This is a genomic window from Streptomyces sp. NPDC048337, from assembly GCF_043201175.1.
Lineage (GTDB): Bacteria > Actinomycetota > Actinomycetes > Streptomycetales > Streptomycetaceae > Streptomyces.
In genome coordinates, this window is sequence record NZ_JBICYR010000001.1 from 64,378 (window position 1) to 90,398 (window position 26,021).

At 73.3% G+C, this 26,021-nt stretch carries 20 protein-coding genes and 1 pseudogene; 8 read left to right on the plus strand and 13 right to left on the minus strand.

Features of this window, described 5'->3' with window-relative positions:
* Window positions 1-25: 25 nt before the first annotated feature.
* A complete protein-coding gene (locus ACGFYU_RS00325; protein ID WP_393824976.1) occupies window positions 26-2,296 on the minus strand; it encodes an MMPL family transporter in 2,271 nt (756 codons plus the stop codon).
* Window positions 2,297-2,471: 175 nt separating this feature from the next.
* Here ACGFYU_RS00325 and ACGFYU_RS00330 point away from each other — a divergent pair, with 175 nt between their 5' ends.
* Together ACGFYU_RS00330 and ACGFYU_RS00335 are read left to right on the plus strand one after the other, a co-directional pair.
* Window positions 2,472-3,644 (plus strand): sensor histidine kinase, encoded by a 1,173-nt coding sequence (locus ACGFYU_RS00330; RefSeq protein ID WP_393824977.1) that lies wholly within the window; start codon window positions 2,472-2,474, stop codon window positions 3,642-3,644.
* Window positions 3,619-4,281 (plus strand): response regulator, encoded by a 663-nt coding sequence (locus tag ACGFYU_RS00335; protein WP_393824978.1) that lies wholly within the window; start codon window positions 3,619-3,621, stop codon window positions 4,279-4,281. The genes ACGFYU_RS00330 and ACGFYU_RS00335 overlap by 26 nt, the downstream gene beginning before the upstream one ends.
* 32 nt (window positions 4,282-4,313) lie before the next feature.
* Here ACGFYU_RS00335 and ACGFYU_RS00340 read toward each other — a convergent pair.
* The 4 genes and pseudogenes from ACGFYU_RS00340 to ACGFYU_RS00355 all read right to left on the minus strand — a co-directional run.
* Window positions 4,314-4,952, minus strand: a pseudogene (locus ACGFYU_RS00340) (IS982 family transposase); the annotation flags it as partial.
* Window positions 4,953-5,038: 86 nt separating this feature from the next.
* Window positions 5,039-5,551, minus strand: coding sequence for a GNAT family N-acetyltransferase (locus ACGFYU_RS00345; protein ID WP_393824979.1), 513 nt, complete (start codon window positions 5,549-5,551; stop codon window positions 5,039-5,041).
* A 103-nt stretch (window positions 5,552-5,654) separates the two neighbouring features.
* Window positions 5,655-6,320 (minus strand): response regulator, encoded by a 666-nt coding sequence (locus tag ACGFYU_RS00350; RefSeq protein WP_393824980.1) that lies wholly within the window; start codon window positions 6,318-6,320, stop codon window positions 5,655-5,657.
* Window positions 6,317-7,522, minus strand: coding sequence for a sensor histidine kinase (locus ACGFYU_RS00355; protein ID WP_393824981.1), 1,206 nt, complete (start codon window positions 7,520-7,522; stop codon window positions 6,317-6,319). The genes ACGFYU_RS00350 and ACGFYU_RS00355 overlap by 4 nt, the downstream gene beginning before the upstream one ends.
* 239 nt (window positions 7,523-7,761) lie before the next feature.
* Between ACGFYU_RS00355 and ACGFYU_RS00360 the strand changes: the two genes are divergently transcribed.
* Window positions 7,762-8,808, plus strand: coding sequence for an SMP-30/gluconolactonase/LRE family protein (locus ACGFYU_RS00360; RefSeq protein ID WP_393824982.1), 1,047 nt, complete (start codon window positions 7,762-7,764; stop codon window positions 8,806-8,808).
* 9 nt (window positions 8,809-8,817) lie between these two features.
* Here ACGFYU_RS00360 and ACGFYU_RS00365 read toward each other — a convergent pair whose 3' ends face one another.
* The 5 genes from ACGFYU_RS00365 to ACGFYU_RS00385 form a co-directional block, all read right to left on the minus strand.
* Window positions 8,818-10,479, minus strand: a complete 1,662-nt coding sequence (locus ACGFYU_RS00365; RefSeq protein WP_393824983.1) for a thiopeptide-type bacteriocin biosynthesis protein — start codon at window positions 10,477-10,479, stop codon at window positions 8,818-8,820.
* Window positions 10,480-10,492: 13 nt separating this feature from the next.
* Window positions 10,493-12,538, minus strand: a complete 2,046-nt coding sequence (locus ACGFYU_RS00370) for a TOMM precursor leader peptide-binding protein (RefSeq protein WP_393824984.1) — start codon at window positions 12,536-12,538, stop codon at window positions 10,493-10,495.
* Window positions 12,535-14,433: a hypothetical protein gene (locus ACGFYU_RS00375; RefSeq protein WP_393824985.1), complete on the minus strand. Its 1,899-nt coding sequence runs from the start codon at window positions 14,431-14,433 to the stop codon at window positions 12,535-12,537. Before ACGFYU_RS00375 ends, ACGFYU_RS00370 begins: the two co-directional genes overlap by 4 nt.
* Window positions 14,430-16,994, minus strand: a complete 2,565-nt coding sequence (locus ACGFYU_RS00380; protein ID WP_393824986.1) for a lantibiotic dehydratase — start codon at window positions 16,992-16,994, stop codon at window positions 14,430-14,432. Before ACGFYU_RS00380 ends, ACGFYU_RS00375 begins: the two co-directional genes overlap by 4 nt.
* A gap of 120 nt (window positions 16,995-17,114) precedes the next feature.
* Window positions 17,115-17,300 (minus strand): thiazolylpeptide-type bacteriocin, encoded by a 186-nt coding sequence (locus tag ACGFYU_RS00385; RefSeq protein WP_393824987.1) that lies wholly within the window; start codon window positions 17,298-17,300, stop codon window positions 17,115-17,117.
* A gap of 256 nt (window positions 17,301-17,556) precedes the next feature.
* On the opposite strand from ACGFYU_RS00385, the gene ACGFYU_RS00390 reads away from it, so the two are divergent.
* The 5 genes from ACGFYU_RS00390 to ACGFYU_RS00410 all read left to right on the plus strand — a co-directional run bounded on the left by ACGFYU_RS00390 (window position 17,557) and on the right by ACGFYU_RS00410 (window position 21,410).
* The gene (locus ACGFYU_RS00390; protein WP_393824988.1) at window positions 17,557-17,982 is read left to right on the plus strand and encodes a hypothetical protein; all 426 of its coding nucleotides are present in this window, start codon (window positions 17,557-17,559) and stop codon (window positions 17,980-17,982) included.
* Window positions 17,983-18,020: 38 nt separating this feature from the next.
* A complete protein-coding gene (locus tag ACGFYU_RS00395) occupies window positions 18,021-18,983 on the plus strand; it encodes an aldo/keto reductase family oxidoreductase (protein WP_393824989.1) in 963 nt (320 codons plus the stop codon).
* A gap of 130 nt (window positions 18,984-19,113) precedes the next feature.
* Complete coding sequence (locus ACGFYU_RS00400; protein WP_393824990.1) at window positions 19,114-19,653, plus strand: 2'-5' RNA ligase family protein; 540 nt, start codon at window positions 19,114-19,116, stop codon at window positions 19,651-19,653.
* Window positions 19,654-19,744: 91 nt separating this feature from the next.
* Window positions 19,745-20,554 (plus strand): MBL fold metallo-hydrolase, encoded by an 810-nt coding sequence (locus tag ACGFYU_RS00405; protein ID WP_393824991.1) that lies wholly within the window; start codon window positions 19,745-19,747, stop codon window positions 20,552-20,554.
* A gap of 133 nt (window positions 20,555-20,687) precedes the next feature.
* Window positions 20,688-21,410, plus strand: a complete 723-nt coding sequence (locus tag ACGFYU_RS00410; protein ID WP_393824992.1) for a transcriptional regulator — start codon at window positions 20,688-20,690, stop codon at window positions 21,408-21,410.
* Between the two features lie 105 nt (window positions 21,411-21,515).
* Here the strand turns inward: ACGFYU_RS00410 and ACGFYU_RS00415 are convergent, their stop codons facing one another.
* The 3 genes from ACGFYU_RS00415 to ACGFYU_RS00425 all read right to left on the minus strand — a co-directional run bounded on the left by ACGFYU_RS00415 (window position 21,516) and on the right by ACGFYU_RS00425 (window position 25,976).
* Window positions 21,516-22,958 (minus strand): nucleobase:cation symporter-2 family protein, encoded by a 1,443-nt coding sequence (locus tag ACGFYU_RS00415; RefSeq protein ID WP_393824993.1) that lies wholly within the window; start codon window positions 22,956-22,958, stop codon window positions 21,516-21,518.
* A 282-nt stretch (window positions 22,959-23,240) separates the two neighbouring features.
* Window positions 23,241-24,587: a radical SAM protein gene (locus ACGFYU_RS00420; RefSeq protein WP_393824994.1), complete on the minus strand. Its 1,347-nt coding sequence runs from the start codon at window positions 24,585-24,587 to the stop codon at window positions 23,241-23,243.
* A 102-nt stretch (window positions 24,588-24,689) separates the two neighbouring features.
* Window positions 24,690-25,976, minus strand: a complete 1,287-nt coding sequence (locus ACGFYU_RS00425) for an MFS transporter (protein ID WP_393824995.1) — start codon at window positions 25,974-25,976, stop codon at window positions 24,690-24,692.
* Window positions 25,977-26,021 lie beyond the last annotated feature (45 nt).

Sequence of the window (26,021 nt, forward strand, 5' to 3'; positions counted from 1 at the left end):
ATGCCAAGGGCGGGCAGGAGTTGAGTCAACGGTCAACCAGCCGTGGACGCGGGGCCTCACCCGTGGGTTCCGCGTCGGTGTCGTCGGTGCCGGCCGGGCCGCGGGGAAGCATCCGGTCCAGCCACTTCGGCAGCCACCAGTTGGTCCGGCCGAGGAGTGTCATGGTCGCCGGTACCAGCACCATGCGTACGACCGTGGCGTCGATGAAGATCGCGGTGGCCAGGCCGAGCCCGAACATCTTGGTGGAGGGGTCATCGGCGACGGCGAAGGACAGGAAGACCGCCACCATGATGAGGGCGGCCGAAGTGATGATCCGGGCGGTGCGCGAGACGCCCTCGACGATCGCCGTGCCGTTGTCGCCGGTGCGCAGGTACTCCTCGCGTACGCGGGAGAGGAGGAACACCTCGTAGTCCATCGACAGGCCGAACAGGATGGCGAAGAGGAACATCGGGATGAACGACACGATCGGAACCGTCGCTTCCAGCCCGATGAGTGCGCCTCCCCAGCCCCACTGGAAGACCGCGACCATGATGCCGTAGGCCGCGCCGATGCTCAGCAGGTTCAGCAGTACCGCCTTGAGCGGTACGAGTATCGAGCGGAAGACCAGCATCAGCAGCAGGAACGACATCGCCAGCACGGCGGCGACGAACACCGGCAGGCGTTGGCTGGTGCGTTGGCCCACATCGGACAGGCTCGCGGTGGCGCCGCCGACGTGGGCCCTGGCCGGGCCGTGCCCGATCGCCGTGGGCAGCACGCCGGTGCGCAGCCGTGCGATGGTGTCGGCCGTGGCCTTGTCCTGAGGGCTGGTGGTCGGGAACACCACGAGGGTCGCGATGCCGGTGGCCCGATCGATGTGCGTCGGCGCGACGGATGCGATGCCCGGATCCGCCGCGACCGCCCCGACGAGTCGGTCCAGCACTCCCGGATCACCGGCGGGGTCCGCGGCGATGACGAGGGGACCGTTGGTGCCCGGGCCGAACCCCTCGGCGACGAGGTCGTAGGCCCGGCGCTCGGTACGGCTGTGGGGCAGTGAGCCGTCGTCGGGCAGGCCGACGCGCAGGCCGAGCACGGGCAGCGTCGCGGTCAGCAGCAGCCCCGCCACGCCGACCGCGTACGGCACCGGGTGCCGGCTGACGTGCCCGATCCAGCGACGCCACCCGGCGGCGTGGGCGGCGCCTGCCGCCGGGTCCCGCCGCCGTACGAGTCGGCCCAGCCTCCCGGTCTGCAGAGCCCGGCCGATCCGGCCGGCCCGGCCCAGCCGCGGGCCGGCCGCGCCGAGGAAGGCCGGCAGCAGCGTCACCGACGCGAGCACCATGGTCAGGACGACGATCGAGACGGCAAGCCCGCCCACCGTCATGAACGGCACGTTCGCGACCGCCATGCCGAGGATCGACACGACGACGGTGCCGCCGGCGAAGACCACGGGCCGCCCCGCCGTGGCCACCGCTCGTCCGGCCGCCTCGTGCGGATCGAGCCCGCGCGCGAGGTACTCCCGGTGCCTGGCGAGCACGAACAGCGCGTAGTCGATGCCCACTCCGAGCCCGACCATGCTGCCCAGGACCGGTGCGAAGGTGGGGACGTCCGTCACCCCCGCCAGTACCGTCATCGTGGCGACCCCGACGGTCAGTCCGAAGACCGCCATGCCGATCGGCAGCGCGGCGGCGACGAGCGAACCGAACGCCAGGAACAGGATCGCGGCCGCGGCGAGGAGGCCGATCAGCTCGCTCGCGCCGCCGTTGGGGTCGGAGAAGGCGTAGAAGAGGTTCCCGCCCATCTCGACGCGCAGGGGCAGCTCGGCGCGCAGCCGGTCGCCGAGATCGACGAGGGCGTCGAGGTCTTCGGCCGACAGCCGGCTCTGGTCGGGATACTGCACCCGGACGACCGCGATCCGCCCGTCGGCCGAGACGAGGCCGCCACGCACGGCGGTGTCCCCGCCGGCGTCGAGTGCCCCCGCCGGGTCGCTCGTGCCGAGCACGTGCGGCAGCCGCTTCACCTCGGTCTGCAGCCCCGTGAGAGCGGTGCGCGCGCCGTCGTCGTCGAAGAACGTCGCACCGTCGTCGACGGGGGTGACGACCACTTGGGCGGTCATCCCCTCCTGGCCGGTGCCGGCCCGCTCGATCAGTTCCGCGGCCCGCTGGGAGTCCAGCCCCGGAGCGGTCATCGAGTCCGCGGTCCGCGCGCCGAAGGCGATCGCGGCGAGGACGGCAAGCGTGGCGGCGATCAGCCATGCCGCGATCACCCGCCAGGGATGGCGGGCGGCGCCCCCGCCCAGGCGCAACAGGGCTTTCGAGAGCATCGGGTCCTCCAACCACCTTCTCGGCCGTCCTTGTACGGCCGCCGATGCCGAGGCTCGTCGCCACGGCGCTCCGCGGCATCGGCCCGCGGGCCGCGGATCCGTCGGCCCCGGGGCGGAGTGACGACCCGTCCTTTCGGCCGATGCGCGGCACGCCGCGGTCCCTAGGCTGAGAACCGTGCTCCGAGACGACCTGCGAACCCTGTGGACCGAACCCCGGCCGCCCGATGCGCCCGCCCGGGTGCGGCGGGACTGGGCTCTGCTCGCCGCGGGCCTTGCCGGTGTGGCGCTGGAGGCCACCCTGCGCGAGAACGTCGTGTGGCGGCCGGTGGCGGTGGTGTTCACCGTATGGCTGTGCCTGCTGCCCCTGTGGCGCCGGACCCGCCCGCTGGCGATGGTGACTCTGGCGTTCGGCTCGGTGATCCTGCTTCCGGTGGCCTCGCTCGTCGCCGCACCGCGCGAGCCCGTCGGCCTGTACACCGGCGCGGTCGTGCTCGTGCTGGTGTACGCGTTGCCCCGGTGGGGATCGGGGCGGGAGATCGTGCTCGGCGGCGCGGTGATCCTCGCGGTCGGCGCGCTGTGTGTCGTCACGGACGAGACCCCGGTCGTCGAAAAGGTCGTGGGCTACGTCTTCCTGCTGCTGCCCGGCGTGGTCGGGGCTGCCGTGCGGTTCCGGGTGACGGCTCGCGAGCGGCAGTTGGAGCAGGTGCGCTCCCGCGAGCGCGAGCAGCTCGCCCGGGAACTGCACGACACGGTGGCCCACCACGTGTCGGCCATGGTGATCATCGCCCAGGCGGGCCGGGTGCTCGCGGGCACCGACCCGTCCGCCGCCGTCGAGGCGCTGGAGGGGGTCGAGGAGGAAGGGGCGCGCACGCTGGAGGAAATGCGCGCCATGGTCGCCGCGCTGCGCGACCGCGGGGTCGGCGCCGAGCTGGCGCCGCCTGCCGGTGTCGCCGATCTGGAGCGCCTGGTACGCACCCCGGGTGGTCGCCTCAGGGTCGACCTGGGACTCGACGGCGAGCTGGACGCGCTGCCCCCGGCCGTGGACGCGGCCGTCTACCGGATCGTGCAGGAGTCGGTGACCAACGCGATGCGCCATGCGGTCGACGCGACCGAGGTCGTCGTCCGGGTCGCCGCGGAACGGCACATGGTGCGGGTGAGCGTGCGCGACAACGGCCGGCGCACCGGCCGAGGCCGTGCCGGATACGGACTTACCGGATTGCGCGAGCGCGCGACGCTGCTCGGCGGCACACTACGAGCCGGCCCGGGTACCGACCGGGGCTGGCATGTCGACGCCGAACTGCCGAGAGCGAGGAGCGAGAGCGGTGTCCATTCGCGTCCTCGTCGCTGACGACCAGACGATCATCCGCACCGGGTTGCGGATCATACTGAACGCCCAGCCCGGCATCGAGGTGATCGGCGAGGCCGCCGACGGGCGGGAATCGGTACGTCTGGCCCGCGAACTGCGCCCCGACGTCTGCCTGTTCGACATCCGCATGCCCGTACTCGACGGGCTCGAGGCCACCCGGCTGGTCGCCGGCCCGGGCGTCGCCGACCCGCTGGCCGTGGTCGTCATCACCACGTTCGACCTCGACGAGTACGTCTACGGCGCGCTGCGTGCAGGCGCCCGCGGATTCCTCCTCAAGGACACGGGACCAGACCTTCTGGCCCAGGCCGTACGGTCGGCGTCCGACGGTGAGGCGCTCATTGCCCCCAGCGTCACCGTCCGTCTGCTCCAGGCATTCGCGGACCTGCCCGCCGGCCGGCCCGTGGCCCAGCCGGTCTCCCCCGTCACCGCCCGCGAGGAGCAGGTGCTCCTCGCCGTCGCTCGCGGGCTGACCAACACCGAGATCGCCGACGCACTGCACATCAGCCTCAGCACGGTGAAGACGCATCTGGCCAGCCTGATGGCCAAACTCGGCGCCCGCAACCGGGTCGAGATCGCGATGTGGGCCTACGAAACGCGCCGTATCCTCCCCGGAACCTGAGCCGGGTGCCGGGCCATGTCCCATGAGTCCCCGACGCCCTCGAACGTCCGTCCGCCGTGTTGTTCCAGGCCGAGCTGGCCTTTGAGGGTGTCGTTGACGGACTCGATGAGCTGGCGGACCTTCTTGAGCATCGGCTCGCAGTACCGCTGCTTCTCCCGCTTGCGCGAGGGTCGCAGCAGCTCGATGCCCTGCTCGGCGAGGGCCTTCTCGAACGGCTTGGACGCGAAGCCCATGTCTGAGATGGGCAGGATGCTCTCGCGGTTGGCGATCAGGCGGGCATCAACCTCCAGCATCGCGGCGAGCACCTCACGTTCGCCGATCTTCGGGTTGGCCAGAGCCCACATGATCGGCATGCCGGTCGGGGTGCACACCAGATACAGGCGCAGGCCCCAGAAGAAGCGCGAGTGGGAGGCGCAGTAGCCGTACCCGGCCCAGCCCGCCAGGTTGGAACGCTGCACGGTCGGACGAGACATCCCGCACGGCACCGGGGTCGAGTCGGTGATCCAGTGGTTGTCGAACCAGAAGTCGCTGTCCATCGCCAACTTTCGGATCACGCACTTGACCAGCGGAAGCGCCGAGCGAAGCCGTTTGTTGTAGCCCGCACGCTGCGGCAGGTACGGAAACATGCCGAGCAGGTGCTCGCGCGCGTAGCGCAGCCATCGCGCCTCGGAATGGTGCGGTCAAGAGGGTCTCAAGGTCTGTCGTCACACACGGATCATTGAGGCCCTCGCCGCCTTGGTGGAGCCGAACGTGAGACTTACTCCAGTTCCTCCGCCAACAGGTCCATCAGCAGTCCGTCGTGCCAGCTGCCGTCCGGGCCGCGCTCGTACTGCCGCATGATGCCCACCGGGCGGAAGCCGACCTTGCGGTAGCACCGGATGGCGGCGGCATTGTCGGCGGCCGGGTCGATCACCAGTCGGCGGTATCCGTGATCATCGATCAGATGGCGTGCCAGGACGCGGACGGCGTCTGTGCCAAGGCCGCGCCCGTGCACCGCCGGGTCGAGATAGATGTCGATGTTGGCATGCCGGTAGTCCGGCTCGTCCTCGGCGCCCCACTGGATAGCGCCGACCACCCGGCCGCCGTGCTCGACCGCGAAGGTCCGGGCCCCGGGATCTTCGAGGTCCTCGGCCACGGCGGCCGTCAGGTCGTCGCCGCCCCGCCAGCGCGCGTACACCTCAGGCGTGGTTCGGATCGCGGCCAGCGCCGGGATATCACCCACCGTCGAGGGGCGAAGCGTCACCAGGGCTCCGCGCAGAACCGTCCGCATGTCACTGATCATCCCCGACTTCGGATCCACTCGTCCAGTACTCCGGCCGGACTGCGGTGTCCTGCCCGCGCACCCCCCGAGGGGTGCGCGGGCGCTGTGCGGGTCAGCCCAGCCAACCGGGGCGGACCAGTCCGGACTCGTAGGCGAGGACGACGAGTTGGGCCCGGTCGCGGGCGCCCAGCTTGACCATCGTCCGGCTGACGTGCGTTTTCGCCGTGAGCGGGCTGACGACCAGGCGGCGGGCGATCTCCTCATTGGACAGGCCCATGCCCACCAGCGCCATCACCTCCCGCTCGCGGTCCGTGAGCCGGCCAAGACCGGCCGCGGCGGCGGGCTGCTTCGAACGCGCCGCGAACTCCGCGATCAGCCGACGGGTCACCCCGGGGGAGAGCAGGGCGTCTCCCTCCACCACCGCCCGGACTGCGCGCAGCAGTTCCTCCGGCTCGGTGTCCTTGACGAGGAACCCCGACGCGCCGGAGCGGATCGCCTCGAAGACGTACTCGTCGAGCTCGAAGGTGGTGAGCATGACCACCCGGACGCCGGCCGATGACTCTTCCTCGGTGATCCGCCGGGTGGCGGCGAGCCCGTCCAGCGCCGGCATCCGGATGTCCATCAGCACCACGTCGGGGCGCAGCTCGCGCACCAGCCGCACGGCCTCCTCGCCGTCGGAGGCCTCGCCCGCGACCTCGATGTCGGGCTGGGCGTCGAGCAGTGCCCGGAAGCCCGCGCGGACGAGCAGCTGGTCGTCGGCGAGCAGTACGCGGATCACGGATCCTCCTCGGCGGTGACGTCCTTCAGCGGGAGCCTCGAGACCACCCGGAAGCCCCCGTCCGGCCGCGGGCCGGCCTCGATGGTGCCACCCAGGGCCGCGGCCCGCTCGCGCATTCCCACGAGACCGTTGCCACTGCCGCCGACGGCGCCCCCGGTGGCCGGTCCCTCGTCGTCCACGCGCAGCTCCAGGGCGCCCGGCCGCCAGACCAGGCCGATTCGGGCGGTACGCGAACCGGAGTGCCGCACCACATTGGTCAGTGCCTCCTGAAGGATCCGGAAGGCGGCGAGGTCCGCCCCGGGCGGCAGCACCCGGGAGTTCCCCTCGGCGACGACGTCCACGGTCAGCCCGGCCGCAGCGGCCTGCTCGACGAGCTCGGGGAGCCGGTCGAGTCCGGGGGCGGGCGCGCGCGGCGCGTCGCCGGGGGTGCGCAGGGTGTCGAGGACCTGCCGGACCTCGCCCAAGGCCTCCTTGCTGGCGGCCTTGATGGTGGTCAGCGCCGTCCGCGCCTGGTCGGGGTCGGTGTCGAGCAGGGCCAGCCCGACCCCCGCCTGGACGTTGATCACCGAGATGCTGTGCGCGAGGACGTCGTGCAGCTCACGGGCTATGCGCAGCCGCTCCTCGTCCACCCTGCGCCGCTCGGCGGCCGCCCGCTCGACCCGCTCCCGGGCCCACTGCTCGCGGCGTACGCGGACCAGCTCCGAGACGGCGAGCATCGCGAGCACCCACGCGGTGATGCCCAGCTCCTGCCCCCAGGGCGCAGGGCCGTCCCCCGCGGGCGGCAGCCACCGGTACAGCCAGTGCCCGATCAGCAGGTGCCCGGCCCAGAGCAGTCCGACGGCGCCCCAGGCGGCCCTGCGGTGACCGGCGACGACGGCGGCGAAACAGGCCAGGGCCAGGCTGATGAACACCGGGCCGTACGGGAACCCGGCCCCGACGTACACCAGGGTGACCGCGCTGACCCCGTACGCCACGGCCACCGGATACCGGTGCCGCAGCAGGAGCAGCGTGGGCCCCAGCAGCAGCAGGATCCGGGCGAAGGCGTCCAGTGCCACCCGCCCGGTCTGCTGCTGCGCGGCCCACCCGGAGCCGACCTGCGCGAAGACCGCGACGAGCAGAGCCGAGCGCCACCCCGGGCCCCGCCCGGTCCGCTCCGCCCATCGCCGCCACGGAGGACCCGGGCGTTCGCGCTGCTCATCCATACCCGCCACGCTAATGCGGACCCGCCGTCACCCGCGTCACCCCGGCGTAGCGATTGCCGCGTACTCCCCAGGTAGTAGATGGGGGGCGTGTAGGTCGGTGAGCGTGGTTGGGTGCGCCTTCGGCCAGGCGGGCGGTCTCCGCGCCGTCCCGACAGGGAACCCCGGAAGTGACGCCCCGTCATGTTCTGCTGGTCCTTCGTCGCGCCGGCACCCCCTGCCCGGTCGAGAAGGAGAATCCCGTGTCCCGTCTGGCCCGCTTCCCGCGCTTCGCCGGTACCGGCGTGGCGGCCGTCGCCCTCACCGTGCTCGCGTCCACCGCGCCGACCGCCTCCGCCACCAGCCGTACGAGCGTGGAGCCGCCCGCGTCGATCACACTGTCGGACCCGCGGATCATCGCGCACTTCGACTACGCGAAGGGCGAGACCCCCGAGAACATCGCCCTGGAGCCCGACGGCTCCGCCGACCTCTCCTTCGCCTTCGCCCGGCAGGTCGTCCGCGTCTCGAAGCACGGGGAGACCGAGCCCCTCGCCACCCTGCCGCCCGCCGCGGACCCGGCCACGCCCCTCATCGGCGTCGCGGTCACGACCGGACTCGTCCGGACCCACGACGGGTCGATCTACGTCACCTACCTCACCGGCCGCGACGACCAGACGGGCGTCTGGCGCATCGCCCCGGACGGCTCGCTGGAACGCTTCGCCGCCCTGCCGGGCACCAGCTTCGCCAACGGCCTCGCGCTCGACGAGGAGCACGGCCTCCTCTACGCCGCCGACTCCGTCCTCGGCAAGGTCTGGCGCATCTCCCTCGACGACGGCTCGGTCACCACTTGGGCCACCGGCACCGCCCTGACACCCGACGGCTTCATCGGCGCCAACGGCATCAAGGTCCGCCACGACGCCGTCTGGGTCTCCAACGCCGACCGCGGCACCCTCCTGCGCATCCCCGTTGAAGAGGACGGATCGGCCGGGGCGATCGAGACCCGCGCCACCGGCCTGACCCGCATCGACGACTTCGCCTTCTTCGGCCCGGGCGAGTCCGTCCTCGCCGCCCTCAACGCGACCAGCCAGGTCGCCCTCGTACGCCCCGACGGCACCCACACCATCCTGCTGAACCCCGAGGACGGACTGTCCAACCCCACTTCCGTGGCCGTGCGCCACCGCACGGTGTACGTGCCCAGCGCGTCCTTCAACACCACCGTCAAGGACCCCAACCTGCTGCTCGCCAGGCTGATCAAGGGAGACAAGGGAGACAAGGGAGACAAGGGAGACAAGAAGGGAGACAAGGGCTGACCCTCCGCGCTACCGTCCGGCACCCCGCACCCGGCGGCCCAGCGGCAGCAGGTACTGCAGCGGCTCGTCCTGCTCGTCCAGGCCGAACAGCTCCTGGGCCGGCTCGTCCCGGAAGCCGCCGAGCGGGGTGGTGGACAGGCCCAGCGCGGAGGCGGCCAGCAGCAGAGACTGGGCCAGGTGCCCCGCCTCCAGCAGTCCGAGCCGCAGCGCGCGCAGCCCGTAGCGCGCCCTGAGACGGCCGAGGTCCACGTACAGGCCCAGGACCGCCGGGGCGGCGTCCACGGAGATCCCCTGGGGGTCGTCGTCCGGGCGGTCCAGGTAGGAGCACATGCTCTTGATCTCGTCGAGGTCGGGCACCGGGCCCACGAACCGCAGGGACCGGCGCTCGGGCACGCACTGGTAGGTCCCCGGGGCCAGGCCCTCCACGTCGAGCGCGAACAGCCGCAGCCCGGCCGTGAACAGGGCGCCCGCGCTGGGATGCGGCCGGTGCCTGAAGGTCCCCACCGTGCCGTCCGCGAGCGGCACTTCGGAGGTGTGCGAGAAGGCGTGCGCCCCCCACAGCAGCGTGCCGAGCCCGGTCGCGGTCAGCGGGCCCCCGAGCGGTCCGCGCACCGAGACCCGCCCGGCGATCGCCGTACGCAGCGATACGTCGGGCAGCGGCTCGGCGGGCAGGACCAGCTCCGCCCGCAGCGCCGCCGGGCCGGGGTCCGCGGCGGGGGCGAGCGGCTGGGGCAGCGAGTCGTTGTCCCGCCCGATCCGGAACCTGCTGCTCTCCAGGTACTGCCGGTCGGACGCCAGATGCCCGGTGGGGAAGTACGAGGCGGGCTCGCCCGCGTCCATCAGGGCCCGAGCGGCGAGCCGGCACACGGCCCGCTCCTCGTCGGGGACGATGCCGATCCGGTTGAACAGCATGTGGAGCTGCGACCCCCACACCCGCAGCCGGCCCGCGGCCCCGTCCACCGCGCCCGGCTCTCCGTCGGCGGCGGCCACCTCGCGGGACCACTGCGCGGCCGGGCCGCCGGCGTCCGCGGCGCCCTCCGCGAGCTCTTGGCGCAGTGCGTCCGCCCGCCGCAGCAGGGCCTCGCGCTGGGCCGTGTACACGACGTTCACGTGGGCGTGCAGGAACCGCGTGGGCAGCAGCGGAACGTCCGTGGCCCACCGCCAGCCCGCCGCCTGCGCACGCAGCCACTGCGCGGCGGCGTGCCGGTCCAGCCCGAGGGCGAAGGCCGTGGCGTGCGCCAGGTCCACGCCCAGGGCCAGCCGCTCGCTCCCGCGCCGGGTCCGCGCCACCGCCTCCACGGCCACCCGGGTCGAGCGTACGAAGACCTCCTCCGCGAGGGGCAGCGCGGTGGGCCCGCCGTACCGCTCGGTCTCGGGGACGTACTCCACCTCCTCGACCCGGCCGTCCCGCTTCTTCACCAGGACGCCCAGCTCCGCGCGCAGTTCGAGCGCGGACCCCTCGTCGAGGCCCCGCACCCGTATCCGCAGGTGGGGGCCGCCCTCGCTGTAGCGAATGAAGAACCAGGCGGCGCCCGGCCGTCCGGCCACGAGCCCGTCCAGCAGGGGTGCCACCTCCTCGACGAGGAAGGCGTCGGTGTCCTCGGGGCTGGTGGACAGGAAGCAGTGCAGGCCGAGCCACCCGGGCGCGGCGGCGGCAGGTCCTCCGGACAAAACGATTCCTCCGTTACGGGAAGGGGTGCGGGTGGAGTGTGAGGTCCTCGTGGCGCAGCGGGGCGGCGACCCGCCCCAGCCGGTGCGGTACCTCCAGCAGGCGGGCCAGCCCCCTGGTCCGGCGGTTGACGTGCCCGAAGGTCATGGGAAGCGAGCCGGGGACCACGGCCTTCACGCAGTGCAGTCCGAGCCGGTCGCGCACCCCGGCCTCGTCCTGGCCGACGACGACCACCTCCAGGCCGATGCCCGCGAGCCGGCGCACCGTCCGCTCGAGCAGCGCGCCGATGTCCTCCACCGGCGCGGGCGCGCCCGGCCACAGCTCCCGCCAGTCGGTCCCGGCCCGCGCCCCGTGCTCGTCGGCGCACAGGAAGTCCAGCCGAGGGCGGGCCTCCGGGAGGCTGTACAGGGAGGTGTGGTCGTCCAGGCTCGTGACCAGTTCGGGATCGTCCAGCATGGGCCGCAGGCGCCGCGGATCGTACTGCTCCGGCTCGGCCAGGACCCGCTGCGGGGCGTTGAACACATTGGTCACCACCTCCACGACGGCGGAGCGGACGGCGACGCGCGGATCGTGGTGCGCACCCGCGGCCACGAACACCTGGGGTGCGCCGGAGCGTTCGTCCCGGTGGCGGGCGACGGCGATGACGGCGGGGACGCCGAGATCGTTGGTGGCGTCCAGCAGGGTGAGCCGGTAGCCGGCCAGGGCGGTCCGGTCGGCGAGGTGCGTCACCTGTGCGTCGTCGGCGGGCAGTGCGACGCGGCGCAGGGGAGTGGCCGCGTACCAGGCCATCAGGAAGGCGTCCCTCTCGGCGATCTCGAACAGCCCGTAGAGCGCGGCCTCTTCGGCGCTGTTGCCCAGCCCGCAGCCGCTCGAACACTCATAGACCACGCGCGGGCGCCCCGGGCTCGGATCCCAGTAGGCGACGTGCTCGGGGACGGCGGCCGGGCGGTCGTGGGTGAGCGACCAGCCGTGCACCCAGTCGAGTTCGAGCTGCGGGGTGTACGGCACGGTCGAGGAGGCCGGGTGGCCGTGGTGGGCCGGGTCGGGCAGGCCCAGGCGGACCGGGTCCACGGCCCGCTCGGGCCCCAACTCGGCGTACGGGGCCCGCAGTACGGTCCGCCGGCCGGTCGGACTCATCCCGGCGAGGCGCTCCAGCCCCTCGAAGAGGGCAACGCGCTGGCTGCCGTCGTAGTCGGCGGCCCGGCCGTAGCCCCCGTCGCGCAGCGCCCGTCCGTAGGACACGTACGCGCTCGTCAGACTGAACACCGAGTCCTCGGTGCGGACCAGCCGGTGGACGGGGCCGAAGCGGTCGTCGTACAGCTCCGCCCGCAATCCGGCCGTGTCCGTCCGGGGGTTGGGCGCGCGCAGGACGGCGGGGTCCTCGACCGGCTGCGCGGCGCTCTTCGGCGGCCGGGCCGCCTCCGCGCTGCCCGGGGGCAGCGGCAGGCACACCGGGCAGCCGCCGACGGGGCGGAAGGCGTGCGTGGACCAGGTGGCGCGGCCGCTGTGCACGAGGTGCACGGTCGCCGCGGCGCCGGCGGCCGGGGCGGGTTCGGCGAGCAGGCCGGCGGCCAGCGCGGCCACCGCGTCCACCAGGGCGGGGGAGGGCCGCCCCGCGAGCCGGAGCCCGGGGCTGTCCATCGGGACCCGGCCGCCGATCGCGGCCAGCCGGCGGTACTCCGTACAGGACAGGCAGCCGATCGCGCCGGGCCGCAGTACGGGGCCGACGACGGTCAGCGCGCCGTCCGAGCGGACCGGTACGAGCACGCCGGGGCGGCCCAGCGCGTGCCGGGACCAGGCGGCGGCGAGGTCGAGGCTCCAGTCGTCGAGGACGACGACGGCAGCGGCGCCGGCGGTGCTCTCGGCGTGGTCCGGCCCGACGGCGGCCCCGGCCGGACGTCCGGCGTGGGCGGGCCCGGTGGCGGCGGCTCCGGTGGGGTGTCCGGCGTGGTCCGGTCCGGTGGTGGCGGCTCCGGTCGGGCGTTCGGAGCCGTCCGGCCCGGTGGCGCCGTCCCGTACGGGAAGACCGTGTTCGGCCAGGGCCCGTGCCAGGGGGTTCATCGCGTACCTCCATCGTGTCCGGGTCCCGTCCGCAGGACGACGAACCCGCATGCCCGCAGGGCGGCCCATAACTCCCGGTCCGCGTCTGCCGCGGCCGGGCCCGGTTCCCAGGGCCGGGCGTGCAGCCCGCAGGTCGTCCCGAGTGCGGACTGGAGGGCCGGCTCACGTGCGGCGACCGCGGCGAGCCACCCGGCCGTCCACCCCTCGTCCTCCCAGGCCGCCCGTACCCTTCCGGCGGTGGCCAGCGGGGCCACCGCCCCGTCGGGCAGGAGGAGTTGCCGTCGGCCCGGCTCCTTCCCGGCCGGCTGTGCCTCGGCCTGTACGCGGACCACCGCGGCCATCGCGGCGAAGGCCGCCGCGTCCGCCGCGGTCGCCTCCACCGCACGGCCGAGCTCCCGAACAGGGGCCCCTGGTGCGGGACTTCCCTGCACCAGGGCGTGGAACGCGGGGGCGCCCGGGGCGATCGGGGCCACCGCCAGCCCGGCCCGGATGCCGAGCCGCCGGGTCAGTACGGACCACCAGTGGCGGGCCTGGGGGTGCTCCGCCCAGCCGGTGTCCGCCGCCGCGCCGACGGCGGTACGGCCCGCGGTGTGCGCCGCGGCGCGGCGCAGGGCGCGCCCGAGCGCGTGCCCGGGGTCGGCACCCACCACGATCGCGGCCCCGTCCGGCGCGAGCCGCAGCTCCGCCGCCCGGCAGAGCGCCTCCAGGCGGGCCAGGTCGGCCCGGGCGGCGCCGGCCAGCAGGGTGCCGCCCGGCACTGTGCAGCGGACCAGCGCCACCGGGAGCTGGGGCAGGGATCCGGGATCCGGGGCGTCCAGTACGCCGGTCCGCTCGTCGCCGAGGTCCGCGACCCCGGCCAGCGCCTCGGCCAGGGTGGCCGGCGGCGCGGGGGCCGCGGGAAGGCCGGGGCCGAGCCAGGTGTGGTAGCCGGCCCGCAGCGGCCGCGCGTCGGCCACCAACACCGCGGGCCGACCGCCCTCGCCCTCGGCGGCCGGGTCGGGCAGCCCACCGAGCGCACACAGCAGCCTGTGCACGGCGGCCCCGGCCAGCAGAGACCCCAGCGCCCCCGGCCCGGTACCCGAGGCGCCCACCGCGGATCCGCCCACGGCGGGCCCGCGCGTCGCTCGTCCGTCCATGGCGGGTCGGCCCGTTGCCACTGCGTGTACGGCAGGACCGTCCACGGCAGGTCCGCCCGGCGCCGGTCCGCCCGTTGCCGCTGCGCCCACGGTGGGGCCTCCCGCGGCCGGTGGGACCAGCGGTCGGATTCGGTCTCCGAGCGCCGCCGCGTCCGCGCGGGCCTGTTCGGGGGTTCCGACCGGGCTGACGAAGCCGCCGACGTCGTCGTGCAGCACGGCCGCGACCGCCCGTACGCGCCCCGACGGGTCGGTACCGCTCAGGAGGACCCCTTCGGCGGGCCCGCCGTCCGCGCCCGGGGAGGCCGTCACCCCGGCGTGCTCCAGGGCCCGTACGGCCGCCCGTGCCAGGGCTCCGCCGGGCTCCGCCGCCGACACCTCCACCCGTACGGACCACAGCGCGCGGGAGACCTCGGCGGGCCGGGCCGCGATCGTGCGCAGCCAGCGGGCGGCCCCCTCGTCCGGGAGCGCGGCGTGCTCCACGAGCAGGTCGTGCGCGTGGAGTTGGCCGATCAGCGTGCACAGCGCGGCCCGCAGCGGCGATCCGGCCGGCGCGAGACCTGCCAGGGCGTCGGCGCCGTCCGTCAGCAGGGCCTCCTCCACCATCCGCCACAGCTTCGGCAGCGCCGGACTTCCCTCCAGGCTGACGCTGGCGTTCCAGCCCCGCAGGTGCACGCCCGCCGTGAGCGGGGTGGCCGCGACGTCCGGCCGCAGCCGCCAATGCCGCAGCGCGTCCAGGGCGTCGGGAGCCGAGGCCGTCATGACGTGCCTCCCACGCGGCCGCGGTAGGTCTCCACGACGAGCTCCACCGCCCGCCCGGGCCGCCCCGGAAGACCGCCCGGCGCGGGCAGCGCCTCCTCCAGCACCAGCCCGTCCGGATGGCGGTCCAGCCACTTGTGCAGGCAGCGCAGGTGCAGGGCGTTGCCGAGATCCACGAACTGCGGTTTGGACAGGGCCAGTCGGCGCATGAACTCCTCGCCCGGGCTCTTCCCTCCCGCGACGCCCACCGGGTGCAGGAAGAGCCCATCGGGGACGCCGAGCAGGGCGCGCCAGCGTGCCGTCGTCGCCACCGGCACCTCGGCGTCGGCGGCCAGTTCGGCGCGCAGCGCCTCGACCGTGCCCGCGGCCAGCTGCCAGCGACGGCGCCGCAGGACGACATGACGGTGGCGGAGCCGGGGGGTGCGGACCAGGGCGCCGCCGGGGACCTCGGTGACGTACCGGGGGACCAGGGCGGTGAAATCCGCGACGCCGTGCGGCTGGTCGGCCAGGAGCGGGGCGATGCGTGGTGCGAGCATGTGCGGCGCCAGCAGCCCGGGGTAGAACACGTCCAGCAGCTCGCCGGTGGCCGCGAGCCGGACCCGGATCTGGTCGGTCTCCTCGTCGTGCACGAGCTCCACGGCGGACTCCGCGATCGAGGCGCCGTCGCCGTCCGCGCCGAACTCGTCCGGAACCAGCAGCGGATGCAGATTGGCGTTGAACCCGCCGACCGGACGGATCTGCACGGGCCGGGCGCCCGCGCCCCCCGCCCGGCGGATCTCCCGTGTGACCGCCCGCGCCGCCTCCGGGTCGAGGGAGGCGAGGAACCGGCTGAGGAACCGGCCCCAGCCGCCGTACACATGGTTGAGGCAGAGCAGCCCGTCACGGGCGTCGCGCTGGAGGAAGTACGCGTACGACAGCGGGCGTTCGGTCGCCCACGCAGGCAGTCGTTCGCCGAGCTCCCGGACCGCCTCCGGACGGAGGAGGACATCGGCGTCGGGCCCGTCTCCCGGTGTCACCAACTCGGCGCACAGGCCGGCCAGTTCCTCGCCCGACCAGGTGATCGCCTCCTGCCAGGCCCGCGAGGCCTCCGTGCCGAACTCCCAGACGCGGTGGCACGTACCGCCGGGGCCGTAGCGTGCCACGAAGCGGTCGCGGACGATCCGGCGGACCGCGTGGCCGAGGTCGAACACCTCGGCCACGGCGGACAGTTCGCGCAGCGCCTCCTGGTCGGCCGCGTCGAGGTGGCCGTCCAGCGGAAGCGGCCGGCGGGCCACCACGTCCTCGGCCAGGACGGTGAGCGCGGCCGTGTCCTGCACGGCGGGCGCGCCCGCCGCGGCCAGCAGGTCCTGCCAGCGCGTACGCAGTACGGCCGCCAGTGCGACCCGCTCGCGGGGGTCCGAGGCGCCGAACTTTCCGGTGAGTTCGGCGATCTCCTCGACCCGGTCGGCGAGCGCGGCGTCCTCGGGCAGGGCGCCGGATCCGCGCAGCCACCGGACCAGGCCGGCTTCCGGGTCGGGGTCCTGCGGGCCGATGGGCGGGACGGGTACGAGCAGTCCCGCGTCGGCGAGCTGTGCCAGATAGGCCAGGGCGGGGGAGCGGCCCTGCGGGGGAGCGAGCGCGGCGGCCAGTTCGTCGAGCGGGGTGGGGGTCGCGCAGAGCTCGGCGACCCGCAGCAACGGGGCGGTGGCGGCCACGGTCACCTCGTCCTCGTCCGCGAGCAGGAACCGCCCGCCGGCGAAGGCGGTGCGCGACCGCACGAAGGTGGCCCGGCCGTCGGCGAGCCGCGCGGTGCTCGTCATCCGGTGGGGCAGCCGGGAGCGGCGGCGCGGGTCGGCCAGCAGGGCCGCGCAGAGCCCGTCCACCAGGGTCCGGTTGGTCTTCACGGTCACGCCGGTGAAGGCCGCGGCGGTATCGCCCGCGTCCTCGCCCCAGGTCCTGTCCGCCGTCGGCGCGTGCGCGGCGGGCGGTGTCAGGGCTCCCCACCCGACGCCGGTGAACCAGGACAGCGGGCTCGTGCGCGTACTGGCCCGCAGTGCCTGGCGCAGGACTCCGGGCTCCTCCTTGCGCGCCTTGCGGTCGGCGGCCCCGGTCCCGGCCCGCTCGACCGCGCGCAGCAGATCGGGGCTGGTGTAGGAGGCCGCCAGCGCGAAGACGGGCTCGCGGCACAGCGCCGACAGGGCCGTGCGCTCGGCCGCCAGGGCGCCGGCCGTGCCCGCGGCGAGCTCGGCGAGCGCCGCCGACCTGCGCTCCCGCAGGTCCAGCCAGGAGTCGAGCGCCGGTACGCGGTGTGGAAGGTCGCCGATCCGGGCGAGGAGAGCGGGACGTGGTGCGCGCCCGTTGTGCAGGGCGCGGCGCAGCGGCAGCACCACCTCGCGGTGGAAGGCCGGGGTATGGCCGGACGCGCTCTCGTACAGGGCGTCGCCGAGGGCCGGCAGCAGGGCCGCCAGAGCGGCTTCCAGCTCCGTGATCCGGTCCAGTCCCCTGCGGAAGGCGGCGGCGGGTGCGGTCTCGGCGGGCAGGGTCAGCAGGGTCGAGCGCACGAGTGCGTAGGGGGCCGTTCGCACGGCGTGGAGGTACGAGGTCACAGCGATCCCGTCGAACTGGGCCGGGCCGGTGGGGGAAAAGGGGGTGCCGCTCCGGCGCGCCTGATGTGCACGCGCCGGAGCGGATCGAGCAATCCGGCGTCAGACCGCCTGCGGCAGGTGCTGCGGGATCACGCTGCAACCGCTACAGGCGTTGCAGGAGGAGGACGTCGGGTAGTGGGACTCGGTGCCGCCGAGTCCGGCGGTGTCGCGCATCGCGGTGACGGTGAGGTCTCCGAGATCCAGGTCCTGGATGTCGAAGCCGAGGCCGATGTCCGTAAATGCCATGTCATCTCCCTGGGTTGTGGGAAAGCGTGCGGCATATTGCCGTTGTTAAGGACTTACGCACGCACGGTATCTCCACATGTATGGAGCAGTGGTGGAGGATCTCTGGATCTGTCGAAAGACAACTCCCCTTTCATTCCGTCCAGTTGGCGATTCCCGGGTGGATGTGCCACGTCGCTCCGACCCCGCCCGCGGCCCGCCTTCAGCTGGTGGATAAGGTTCCCTGCCGTTGCGAACAACCGTTTGGGCAGGGGGACTGATGAGCGCGGAACTGCGCGAGGCGGCGGACGAGTTGGCCGATTTGCTGTGGAAAGAGCACACCGTCTACCGGGACCGGTCGGGAGGCGTCGTGATCCGGGGCGAGCACGTCCAGCGGTGGATCAGCCTGTCCACCGGCGCGGGCCGGGACGAGGTCCTGCTGCGCGCCGGCCGGATACTCGACGGCGGGACGACCGCGCCGGCCCGTTCGGAGGCGGTCGCCACCCTGTCCGCCGGCAGGACCGAGCTCGCCGCGGTCTGCCGCCGCCTGCTGGCCGAAACGGCCCCCGGCCCCGGCCCTGGTCCCCGACCCGCCGCCACGCGGCGGGTCCGCACCCGCCGCTCCGGGCACACGAGCCTGCGCTCCTGGCTGGTCGTCGCCTGCGTGGCCGCGGTCATCGGCCTCTACCTGGCGCGGATGTCGTAGGGGGCATGCGGTGCCCCGGATCCCCATAGGGTGGGGGTGTGGTGAGGAACGAGGCTGCGGCCGTGAGCGGTGACCGGGTGCTGTACGGGTGCATGGGGCTGGGCGGGAGCTGGGAGCCCGGCCCGTACGGGCCCGCCGACGTCGACGCCGCCGAGGCCGCGGTCGTCGCCGCGCTCGACAGCGGGATCACCGCCTTCGACCACGCCGACATCTACCGGCACGGGAAGGCCGAGGCCGTGTTCGGCGAGGTGCTGGCGCGGACCCCGGGGCTGCGCGAGCGCATCACGCTCCAGACCAAGTGCGGGATCCGGCTGCCGGGCGAGGACGGACCCGGGATGTACGACCTGCGCGGGCCGAGCATCACGCGGCGGGTGGAGGAGAGCCTGAAGCGGCTGCGGACCGACGTGATCGACGTCCTGCTGCTGCACCGGCCCGACCCGCTCGCGGACCCGGACGACACCGCGTCGGCCCTGATGTCCCTGCACCGGCAGGGGCTCGTGCGGCACTTCGGCGTGTCCAACATGGGCGCCGCGCAGATCGCCCTGCTCCAGTCCCGCCTCGACGTACCGCTGGTGGCGAACCAGTTGGAGATGAGCCTGCACAGCCGCGACTGGGTGGAGGCGGGGGTCCTGCTCAACACCCCGGCCTCCGCGGCCAACGGATTCCCCTTCGGGACGCTGGAGCACTGCCGCGAGCACGGCATCCGGCTCCAGGCATGGGGCGCGCTGGCGCGGGGCCGCTTCACGGGCGCCGAGCAGACGCCCGCCGAACGGGCCACCGCCGCACTCCTCACCGACCTCGCCCGCCGCAAGGGCACGACACCGGAGTCCGTCCTGCTGTGGTGGCTGCGCCGCCACCCGGCCGGAATCGCCCCGGTCATCGGCACGGCCCGCCCCGACCGCATCCGCGCCTGCCGCGACGCGGCGACGCGCGAACCGGACCTCACGCACGAGGAGTGGTACGAACTCTGGGTCACGGCCAGAGGAGTTCCCCTCCCCTGACCGGCCGCACATCAGGCCGACGCACCTCCCTCACCGGGCCGGACCCGCCGCAGCCCGAAGGCCCACATCCGAACTCGACCTCCTCCATTGATCTTGTGGCCGGCTCCAACGGCGGGCACCATGCGGTGTCATGGCAGACGACAGCTCCACCCCGTTCGAGGCGGGACAGACGGGCCTCATCGTCACGGTCCCGGAGGCCGAGGCCGCCGTACGCAAGTGGCGTGAGCGGTTCGATCCCTCGGCCGAGGCCGGGGTGCCGGCCCATGTCACCGTGCTCTTCCCGTTCCTGGCCGAGAGCCGCGTCGACGCGCTCGTGCACACGGCCCTGGCCGAGGTGATCGCGGGACACGAGGTCTTCGACGTGCGGTTCGAGAAGTGCGGGCGGCTTCCCGGCGTGCTGTACCTCGTGCCCGAGCCGGACACTCGGCTGCGGCGGCTCACCGAGGCGGTCGTGGAGCGGTGGCCCGAGGCGCCGCCCTACGGCGGGCGGTTCGCCGACATCGTTCCGCATCTGACCGTCGCCCAAGGGCAGGAGGCCGCGCTCATGGAGGAGATGGAGGACGACCTCCACCGCAGGCTCCCCGTCACCTCGCGCGTCACGTCCGTGGAGCTGATGGTGCACGACGGCGCCGCCTGGCGGCCCCGCGCCTCCTTCCCGCTCGGCCGGTAGCCCCTTCCCCGCGCGGGTGCAACCCGGGCGGGCCAAGATGGAGGGAGAGCCTGTCCCCCCGCAGGGCCGTCGCAGGGTCGTGGAGATCGTCATGAGCACACACAAGGTGGGGCCCGACACCACCGTTCTCGCCGATTGCCTGGAGGTGCCCGGCATCGGGTTCGTTCCGGTGAACGCCTTCGTGCTGCACGCGGACCAGCCCGTCGTCGTCGACACCGGCCTCGGGTTGCCCGACCGGGACTTCCTGAACACGCTCGGTTCCGTCCTCGACCCCGAAGACGTGCGGTGGATCTGGCTGACCCACCCCGACCGCGACCATACGGGCGGCCTGTTCGCGCTGCTCGAAGCCGCTCCCGACGCCCGCCTGGTCTCCACCTTCATGGGCGTCGGGATCATGTCCTGCGAGCGGCCGCTGCCCATGGACCGCGTGTACCTCCTCAACCCGGGTCAGAGCCTGGACGTCGGCGACCGTACGCTGCACGCCTTCCGGCCCCCGCTCTTCGACAACCCGGCCACCGTCGCCTTCTACGACGACCGCTCCCACACCTGCTTCAGCTCCGACTGCTTCGGCGGCCCCCTGCCCAGCGCCGAGGCCGCCACGGGCACCGACGTCGCCGCCGTACCGGCCGGGGACCTGCGGGCCTCCCAGCGGCTCTGGGCGAGCGTGGACAGCCCCTGGGTCCAGATGGTGGATCCGGACCGGTTCCTCGACACCATCGAGCCGCTGCGCTCCATGGACCCGGAGACCATCCTCTGCACCCACCTGCCTCCGGCGACCGGTCTGACCACGCAGTTCCTCGACACCATCGAAGCCCTCCCGGGTATCGCCCCGTTCGTCGGACCGGATCAGGCGGCGCTGGAGCAACTTCTCGCCGGGTTCGAGCCTGGAGGACCCGCGTAGCCTTGGAATTGAAGGAGACGGGTCGGTTACGCCCCACTGAACATCTGGTACGGTGCCCGCGCTTGGTGTTCATCCATCAATCCGTCTCCCCTCGGGCGCCCCACGCCCCAGGGCGCTGCGAGGTGTCTCGTACGTGTACAGCACTCCGTTCTCCCCCGCCGAGGCCAGATCCGCGCGAGCCCGCATGGGCTTGACCGCGGACCAGGTGGCCCACGCCATGGCGGCCTGCGGAACCCCCGTCCACCCCCAGTTGGTCACCGCCTGGGAGGCGGGCTCCCACGTCCCGTCCGACCAACAGCTCTTCTCGCTCGCCAACGTCCTGTGGTGCGATGCCGCGACCCTGATGGGGGTCGAGCCGCGGACGCTCGCCGAGCACCGCCTCGCCCGCCAGCTCACGGTGGAGCGGCTGGCGTACCGCATAGGCATGGACCCCGGCGAGTACCACGCGGCCGAGGTGGCACAGCGCTGGCACGGCGACTCCCGCCAGACCAGGGCGCTGGTGGAGGCCCTCGGGCTCTCCCTGCGCAAACTCATCGGGATCATGGGCCGGGTCGACGAACTGGCGGAGCTCCTGCGCGCCTCCGTCGACGGACGCTGGAAGGCGTACGTCGAACCCGTGGCGGAGATCGTCGTGGTCGACGCGACGAGCGTCGGCGACGCCCTCCAGACCATGCACGCGGAGTTCGCGGAGTTCGCCGAGCGGTACATGGGACACCTCGTCGCCCTCAACAACGACGCCCGGCTGAAGGAGGTCGCGGCCGAGCGCGCCGCCTACCTGCGCCGACTCGTCGACCACTTCTGGGAGTTGATCGGCGAGGCCGGCGAGGCGTCGCCGTTCCCCGTGGGCGGTCGCTGAGACGCCGGGTCGCCGACCACGGGCACGGCGAACGGGCCGGGAAGGGCATCGGCCCCCTTCCCGGCCCGCGGCCACCGGCCGGGGCGCCCGTCGCCGCGCCCGGCGTCAGTGGGCCGCGGCTCCCGCGCGCGGACCGGCCGCGCCGTCGTCCTCGATGTCCTCCCAGTCGATCTCCATCGTGGAGCGGCTGGTGAAGACGTTGAAGAGCAGGTTCAGCGAGATCGCCGTCAGGGCGCCCAGCGTGATCCCGCTGTTGAGGACGGCCCGCATGTCGTCCGGCATCCGGTCGAAGAACGGCGCGACCGTGCCCGGCAGCAGCGCGGCACCCAGACTGACCGCCAGGATCAGGGTGTTGCGCTCGTCGCGCAGATCGGCCTTGCCCAGGATCTGGATGCCGACCGCGGCGACGATGCCGAACATGGAGATCGCCGCCCCGCCCAGTACCGGGTGCGGGATCGAGGCGACCAGGCTGCCCGCCTTCGGCAGCAGCCCCAGCACGACCATGAACAGGCCCGCCGCGACGACCACGTAGCGGCTCATCACCTTGGACATGCGCACGAGCCCGATGTTCTCGGCGAACGCCACGTACGGGAAGGAGTTGAGGACTCCGCCGAGGACCGTCGCCACGCCGTCGGCGCGCAGTGCGCGGGCCACCGTGTCGGCGTCCACCCGCTTGTCGGTGATCTCACCGATCGCGTACACGTCCCCGGTGGTCTCCACCATGGTGATGAGGATGACGACGAGCATGGCGACGATCGGCAGCAGCTCGAAGCGCGGCATGCCGTAGTGGAAGGGGGTGGTGACGCCGAACCAGTCGGTCTCCGCCACCGTCCCGAAGTCGGTGTCGCCGAAGAGCCAGGCGACCGCCGTGCCGACGACGAGCCCGAGCAGGACGGCCAGGCTGCTGAGGAACGGCTTGCCCACGCGGGCGATGGCCAGGATGAAGAGCAGCGTGCCGCCCGCGTACGCGAGGTTCTTCGGGTCCCCGTAGGCGGGCGTGCCGATGAGGTGGGCGCCGCCGGCCGCGTCCTGGAGGGCCACGGGGATGAGGGTGATGCCGATGATCGTGAGGATGGTGCCGATGACCACCGGCGGGAAGTACTTCACGAGCTTGCTGAAGAGCGGCGCGAAGACGAACGTGGCTATGCCCGCCGTGATCACCGCACCGTAGACGACGAGCAGGCCGGCGGTGCCGCCGCCCGCGCCCAGGCCGATGGCGATCATGGGGGAGACCGCGGTGAAGGTGACGCCCTGGACCAGCGGGAGCCGGGCACCGATCTTCCAGACGCCGAGCGCCTGGATGATCGAGGCCACGCCGCAGGTCAGGAGGTCCGCGTTGATGAGGTGGACGAGCTCCTGGCGGGAGAGGCCCAGGGCGTTGCCGAGCAGGACGGGCACGATGACCGCCGCCGCGTAGAAGGCGAGCACGTGCTGGAAGCCGTAGAGGGCCAGCCTGGGGAGCGGGAGCACCTCGTCCACGGGGTGCGTCTGCTGTCGGGACGGCGTCCGCGAGGACTGCCGGGGGGACTGTCGGGAGATTCTTGCCATCTCTGCCTTGCCTTCGCGAGGTAGGTGAATGAGAGGACCGCCGCCCTCAAGCCCTGGGTGGCAGGGCGAGGGCAGGCCGGCTCGTACGGAACCGACGTCGGGCGGTGTTGCCGACAGCACGTCGCTCTGCACTGAACAATTGCGTCCCGGATTGGCAGGACATCCTTCGATCGGCGCAGCGGATCCGTGAGGGGGCATGGGATCCGAAGGGCGCTCGACCGGAGGGCGCTCACCATAGCCAAAGGCGGTGTTTCCTCGCGAGTAACCCCAGTCAGTCGCGGCTCAGGACTGCGGGTCCTCGAGTCCCTCCAGGCTGTCCATGAACGAGCTGACGGAGAACACCGCACGGCCCGGGCCCGCCGGACCGTAGCCGGGCGGGGACTTCAGGCCGAACTCCTCCAGCGTCGCCCGGTAGGTCTCCAGCAGGCGGATGTGGTATTCGAGCGGCGCGCCCAGCGGGTTGGCCTTGCCCAGCGGGGTCGTCGGCTCCGGGCACCAGGTGGTGAAGCGCGGCACGACCCCGTTCGACATGAAGAACCGCAGGCCCTCGGTGGTCGACTCGATCGCTTCGCTCACCTTCGTGAAGCCGAAGGGCTCGGCCATCTCGATGCCCGCCACGAAGTTGGGGATCACGTTGCGCGGGCCGAACACCTCGGCGGAGTCCAGGATCCTGCGGTGCCACTCGTCGCGGCCGACGTACCGCTCCTTGCCCGGGCAGTGCAACTGGAACAGCCGGCGGTCCCACACCTCGAAGTTGGGGTGGTAGATCCGGATCCCGTAGTCGTGGAAGCGCTGTACGGCGTCGCGGGGCAGCGCCTGCGCGACCACCTTGCCGGTCCAGCGGCCGGGGAAGCGCTCCTCGATGGCCTTCGCGTAGTGCCCGTAGAAATCGGCCTCGTCGCGGCCGCCGACCTGTGAGGTGATCGAGCCGCCCGTGAGGGTGTACGCCCGGGAGGTGCCCGCGGTGTCGTACCGGTCGATGATCTCCAGGGCCTCCAGCACCTCCTCGACCGGCTTCACCCCGGTGTACGGGCGGCCGGCCGCCTTGTGCTGGCGCCAGTTGTGGTTGATGTCGCAGAACTGGCACTCCTCCTTGGCGCCGAAGTACTGGCACACCCGGAAGACCGTCAGGTAGATGAGGTAGCCCCACTGGATGGTCGGGGCGACCTCCATCACCGACTTGCCGTTGGAGAGCGTGTGCCGGTAGTACTCCGGCATCGGCGGCAGGCCGACGTCCGCGATCCGCGCGCCGTCCAGGTACAGGCCGAGCGTGCCGTCCTCGCCGCCGCGCACGACGTACGGGGAGTCCGGGTTGACCCGTACGGACACGACCGTGCGGCGCAGTCCGTACGGGCCGCCGGTGAGCACGATCTCCTCCGGGGGCCGGTTGAGCGCGGCCGCGCCGAGCTCCGGCAGGGTGCGGTGGTCGAAGGAGAAGATGAAGTACGACTTCGGCTTCACGTCGCCGGAGGCCCCGTCGGCGGTGCCGCTGAGCGCGGACTCGTCGAAGGCCATGCCCCCGCGCAGGAGGTCCTCCTTGATCACGGCCTCCCGGGGCACCTGCGGGAAGCGCTCCATCAGGCCCTCGATCAGCGCGGTACGGCTCTGGTTGTCCACGTGTTGCTCCATTCCCGACTCCTCGAGCGGCTCACCGAACTCCGTGATCACACCGGCTACATGGAGATCATCTCACCCGCGCCGGAGCCTCCGCGGGGCAGGTGCTCCGGGAGGTCAGGCCGCGGCGGGCTCCGCCTCCCGGGCGGCCCGGCGGCGCAGCGCGTCCTCGTCGGTCTCCGCGTCGTAGGAGATCAGCTTCGGCAGCAGCGCGGCCAGGACGGCGACCGAGGCCACGCAGGCCAGACCGCCGCTCCAGAAGGCCGACCGGGTCCCCGTCCAGCCGGCCATGGTGCCCGCCCGGACCTGGCCCAGCTGCGGGCCGACGCTGTACGAGAGCACCTCGATGCCGGCGAGCCGCCCGCGCAGTTGCTCGGGGATGGTCTGGTTCCAGATCGTGCTGCGGCCCAGGCCGCTCAGCATGTCGCCGGCGCCCGCCACCGCGAGGCACAGCAGCACCAGCCATATGTTCGACAGCCAGCCCGCGGCCGCGATCGCCAGCCCCCAGACCGAGGCGCCGTAGATCACGAGCAGTCCGTGCCTGCGTACGCGCGAGGTCCAGCCGCTGGTCAGCCCCAGCACCATCGATCCGACCGCGCCCGCGGCGTACATCAGGCCCAGTGCCCACACGGCGTCGAGCTCGTCCGCGAGGAACGGGAAGATCGTGTTGGGGTAGGCGAAGAACATCGCCGCAAGGTCCACGGTGTAGGTGCCGAGCAGCACCGGACGGCTCCAGGCGAACCGCGCCCCCTCCGCTATGCCGCGCAGCGACGGGCGCTCGGCGTCCCGCGCGGGCGGGGCCGGCGCCAGGCGCAGGCACAGCAGCACCGATACGAGGAACCCAGCGACGGTGACCGAGTACGCGGCCGCGTAGCCGGCGAACGCCACGACGAGGCCCGCCAGGGCCGGACCGGCGATCGCGCCGAACTGGTAGCGCAGCCCGTTGAGCGCGGCGGCGGCCGTCAGCTGCTCGTGCGGGACGATCCGAGCCAGCAGCGAGTCCAGGGCCGGCCGCTGGAGGCCGGCCAGTGCCGCCACCCCGGCGGCCACCACGTACAGCGGCCACAGCAGCGGGCTCGGCAGCAGCGCGTTCACCAGGAGCACCAGCGCCAGCACCCCGAGCCCGGCCTCGGTGAGCAGGATCAGCCGCCGCCGGTCCACGGCGTCGGCGAGGGCGCCCCCGTACAGCCCGCAGACCACGAGCGGAACCAGCTCCACCGCACCCATCGCGCCGACCGCCAGCGGAGAGTCCGTCAGGTGCTTGATCTGCAGGGGCAGCGCGATCATCGCCATGAACGAGCCGAAGAAGGTGACCGTGCCCTGGAAGAACAGCAGCCTGAAGTCGCGGCTGGATCGCCAGGGGGCGAGGTCGGGCAGGACGGCGGACAGGCGGGAGGTACTCACGACGGGCCATCGTCGGTGGTCGCCCCCGCCCCGGGCAACGCAATT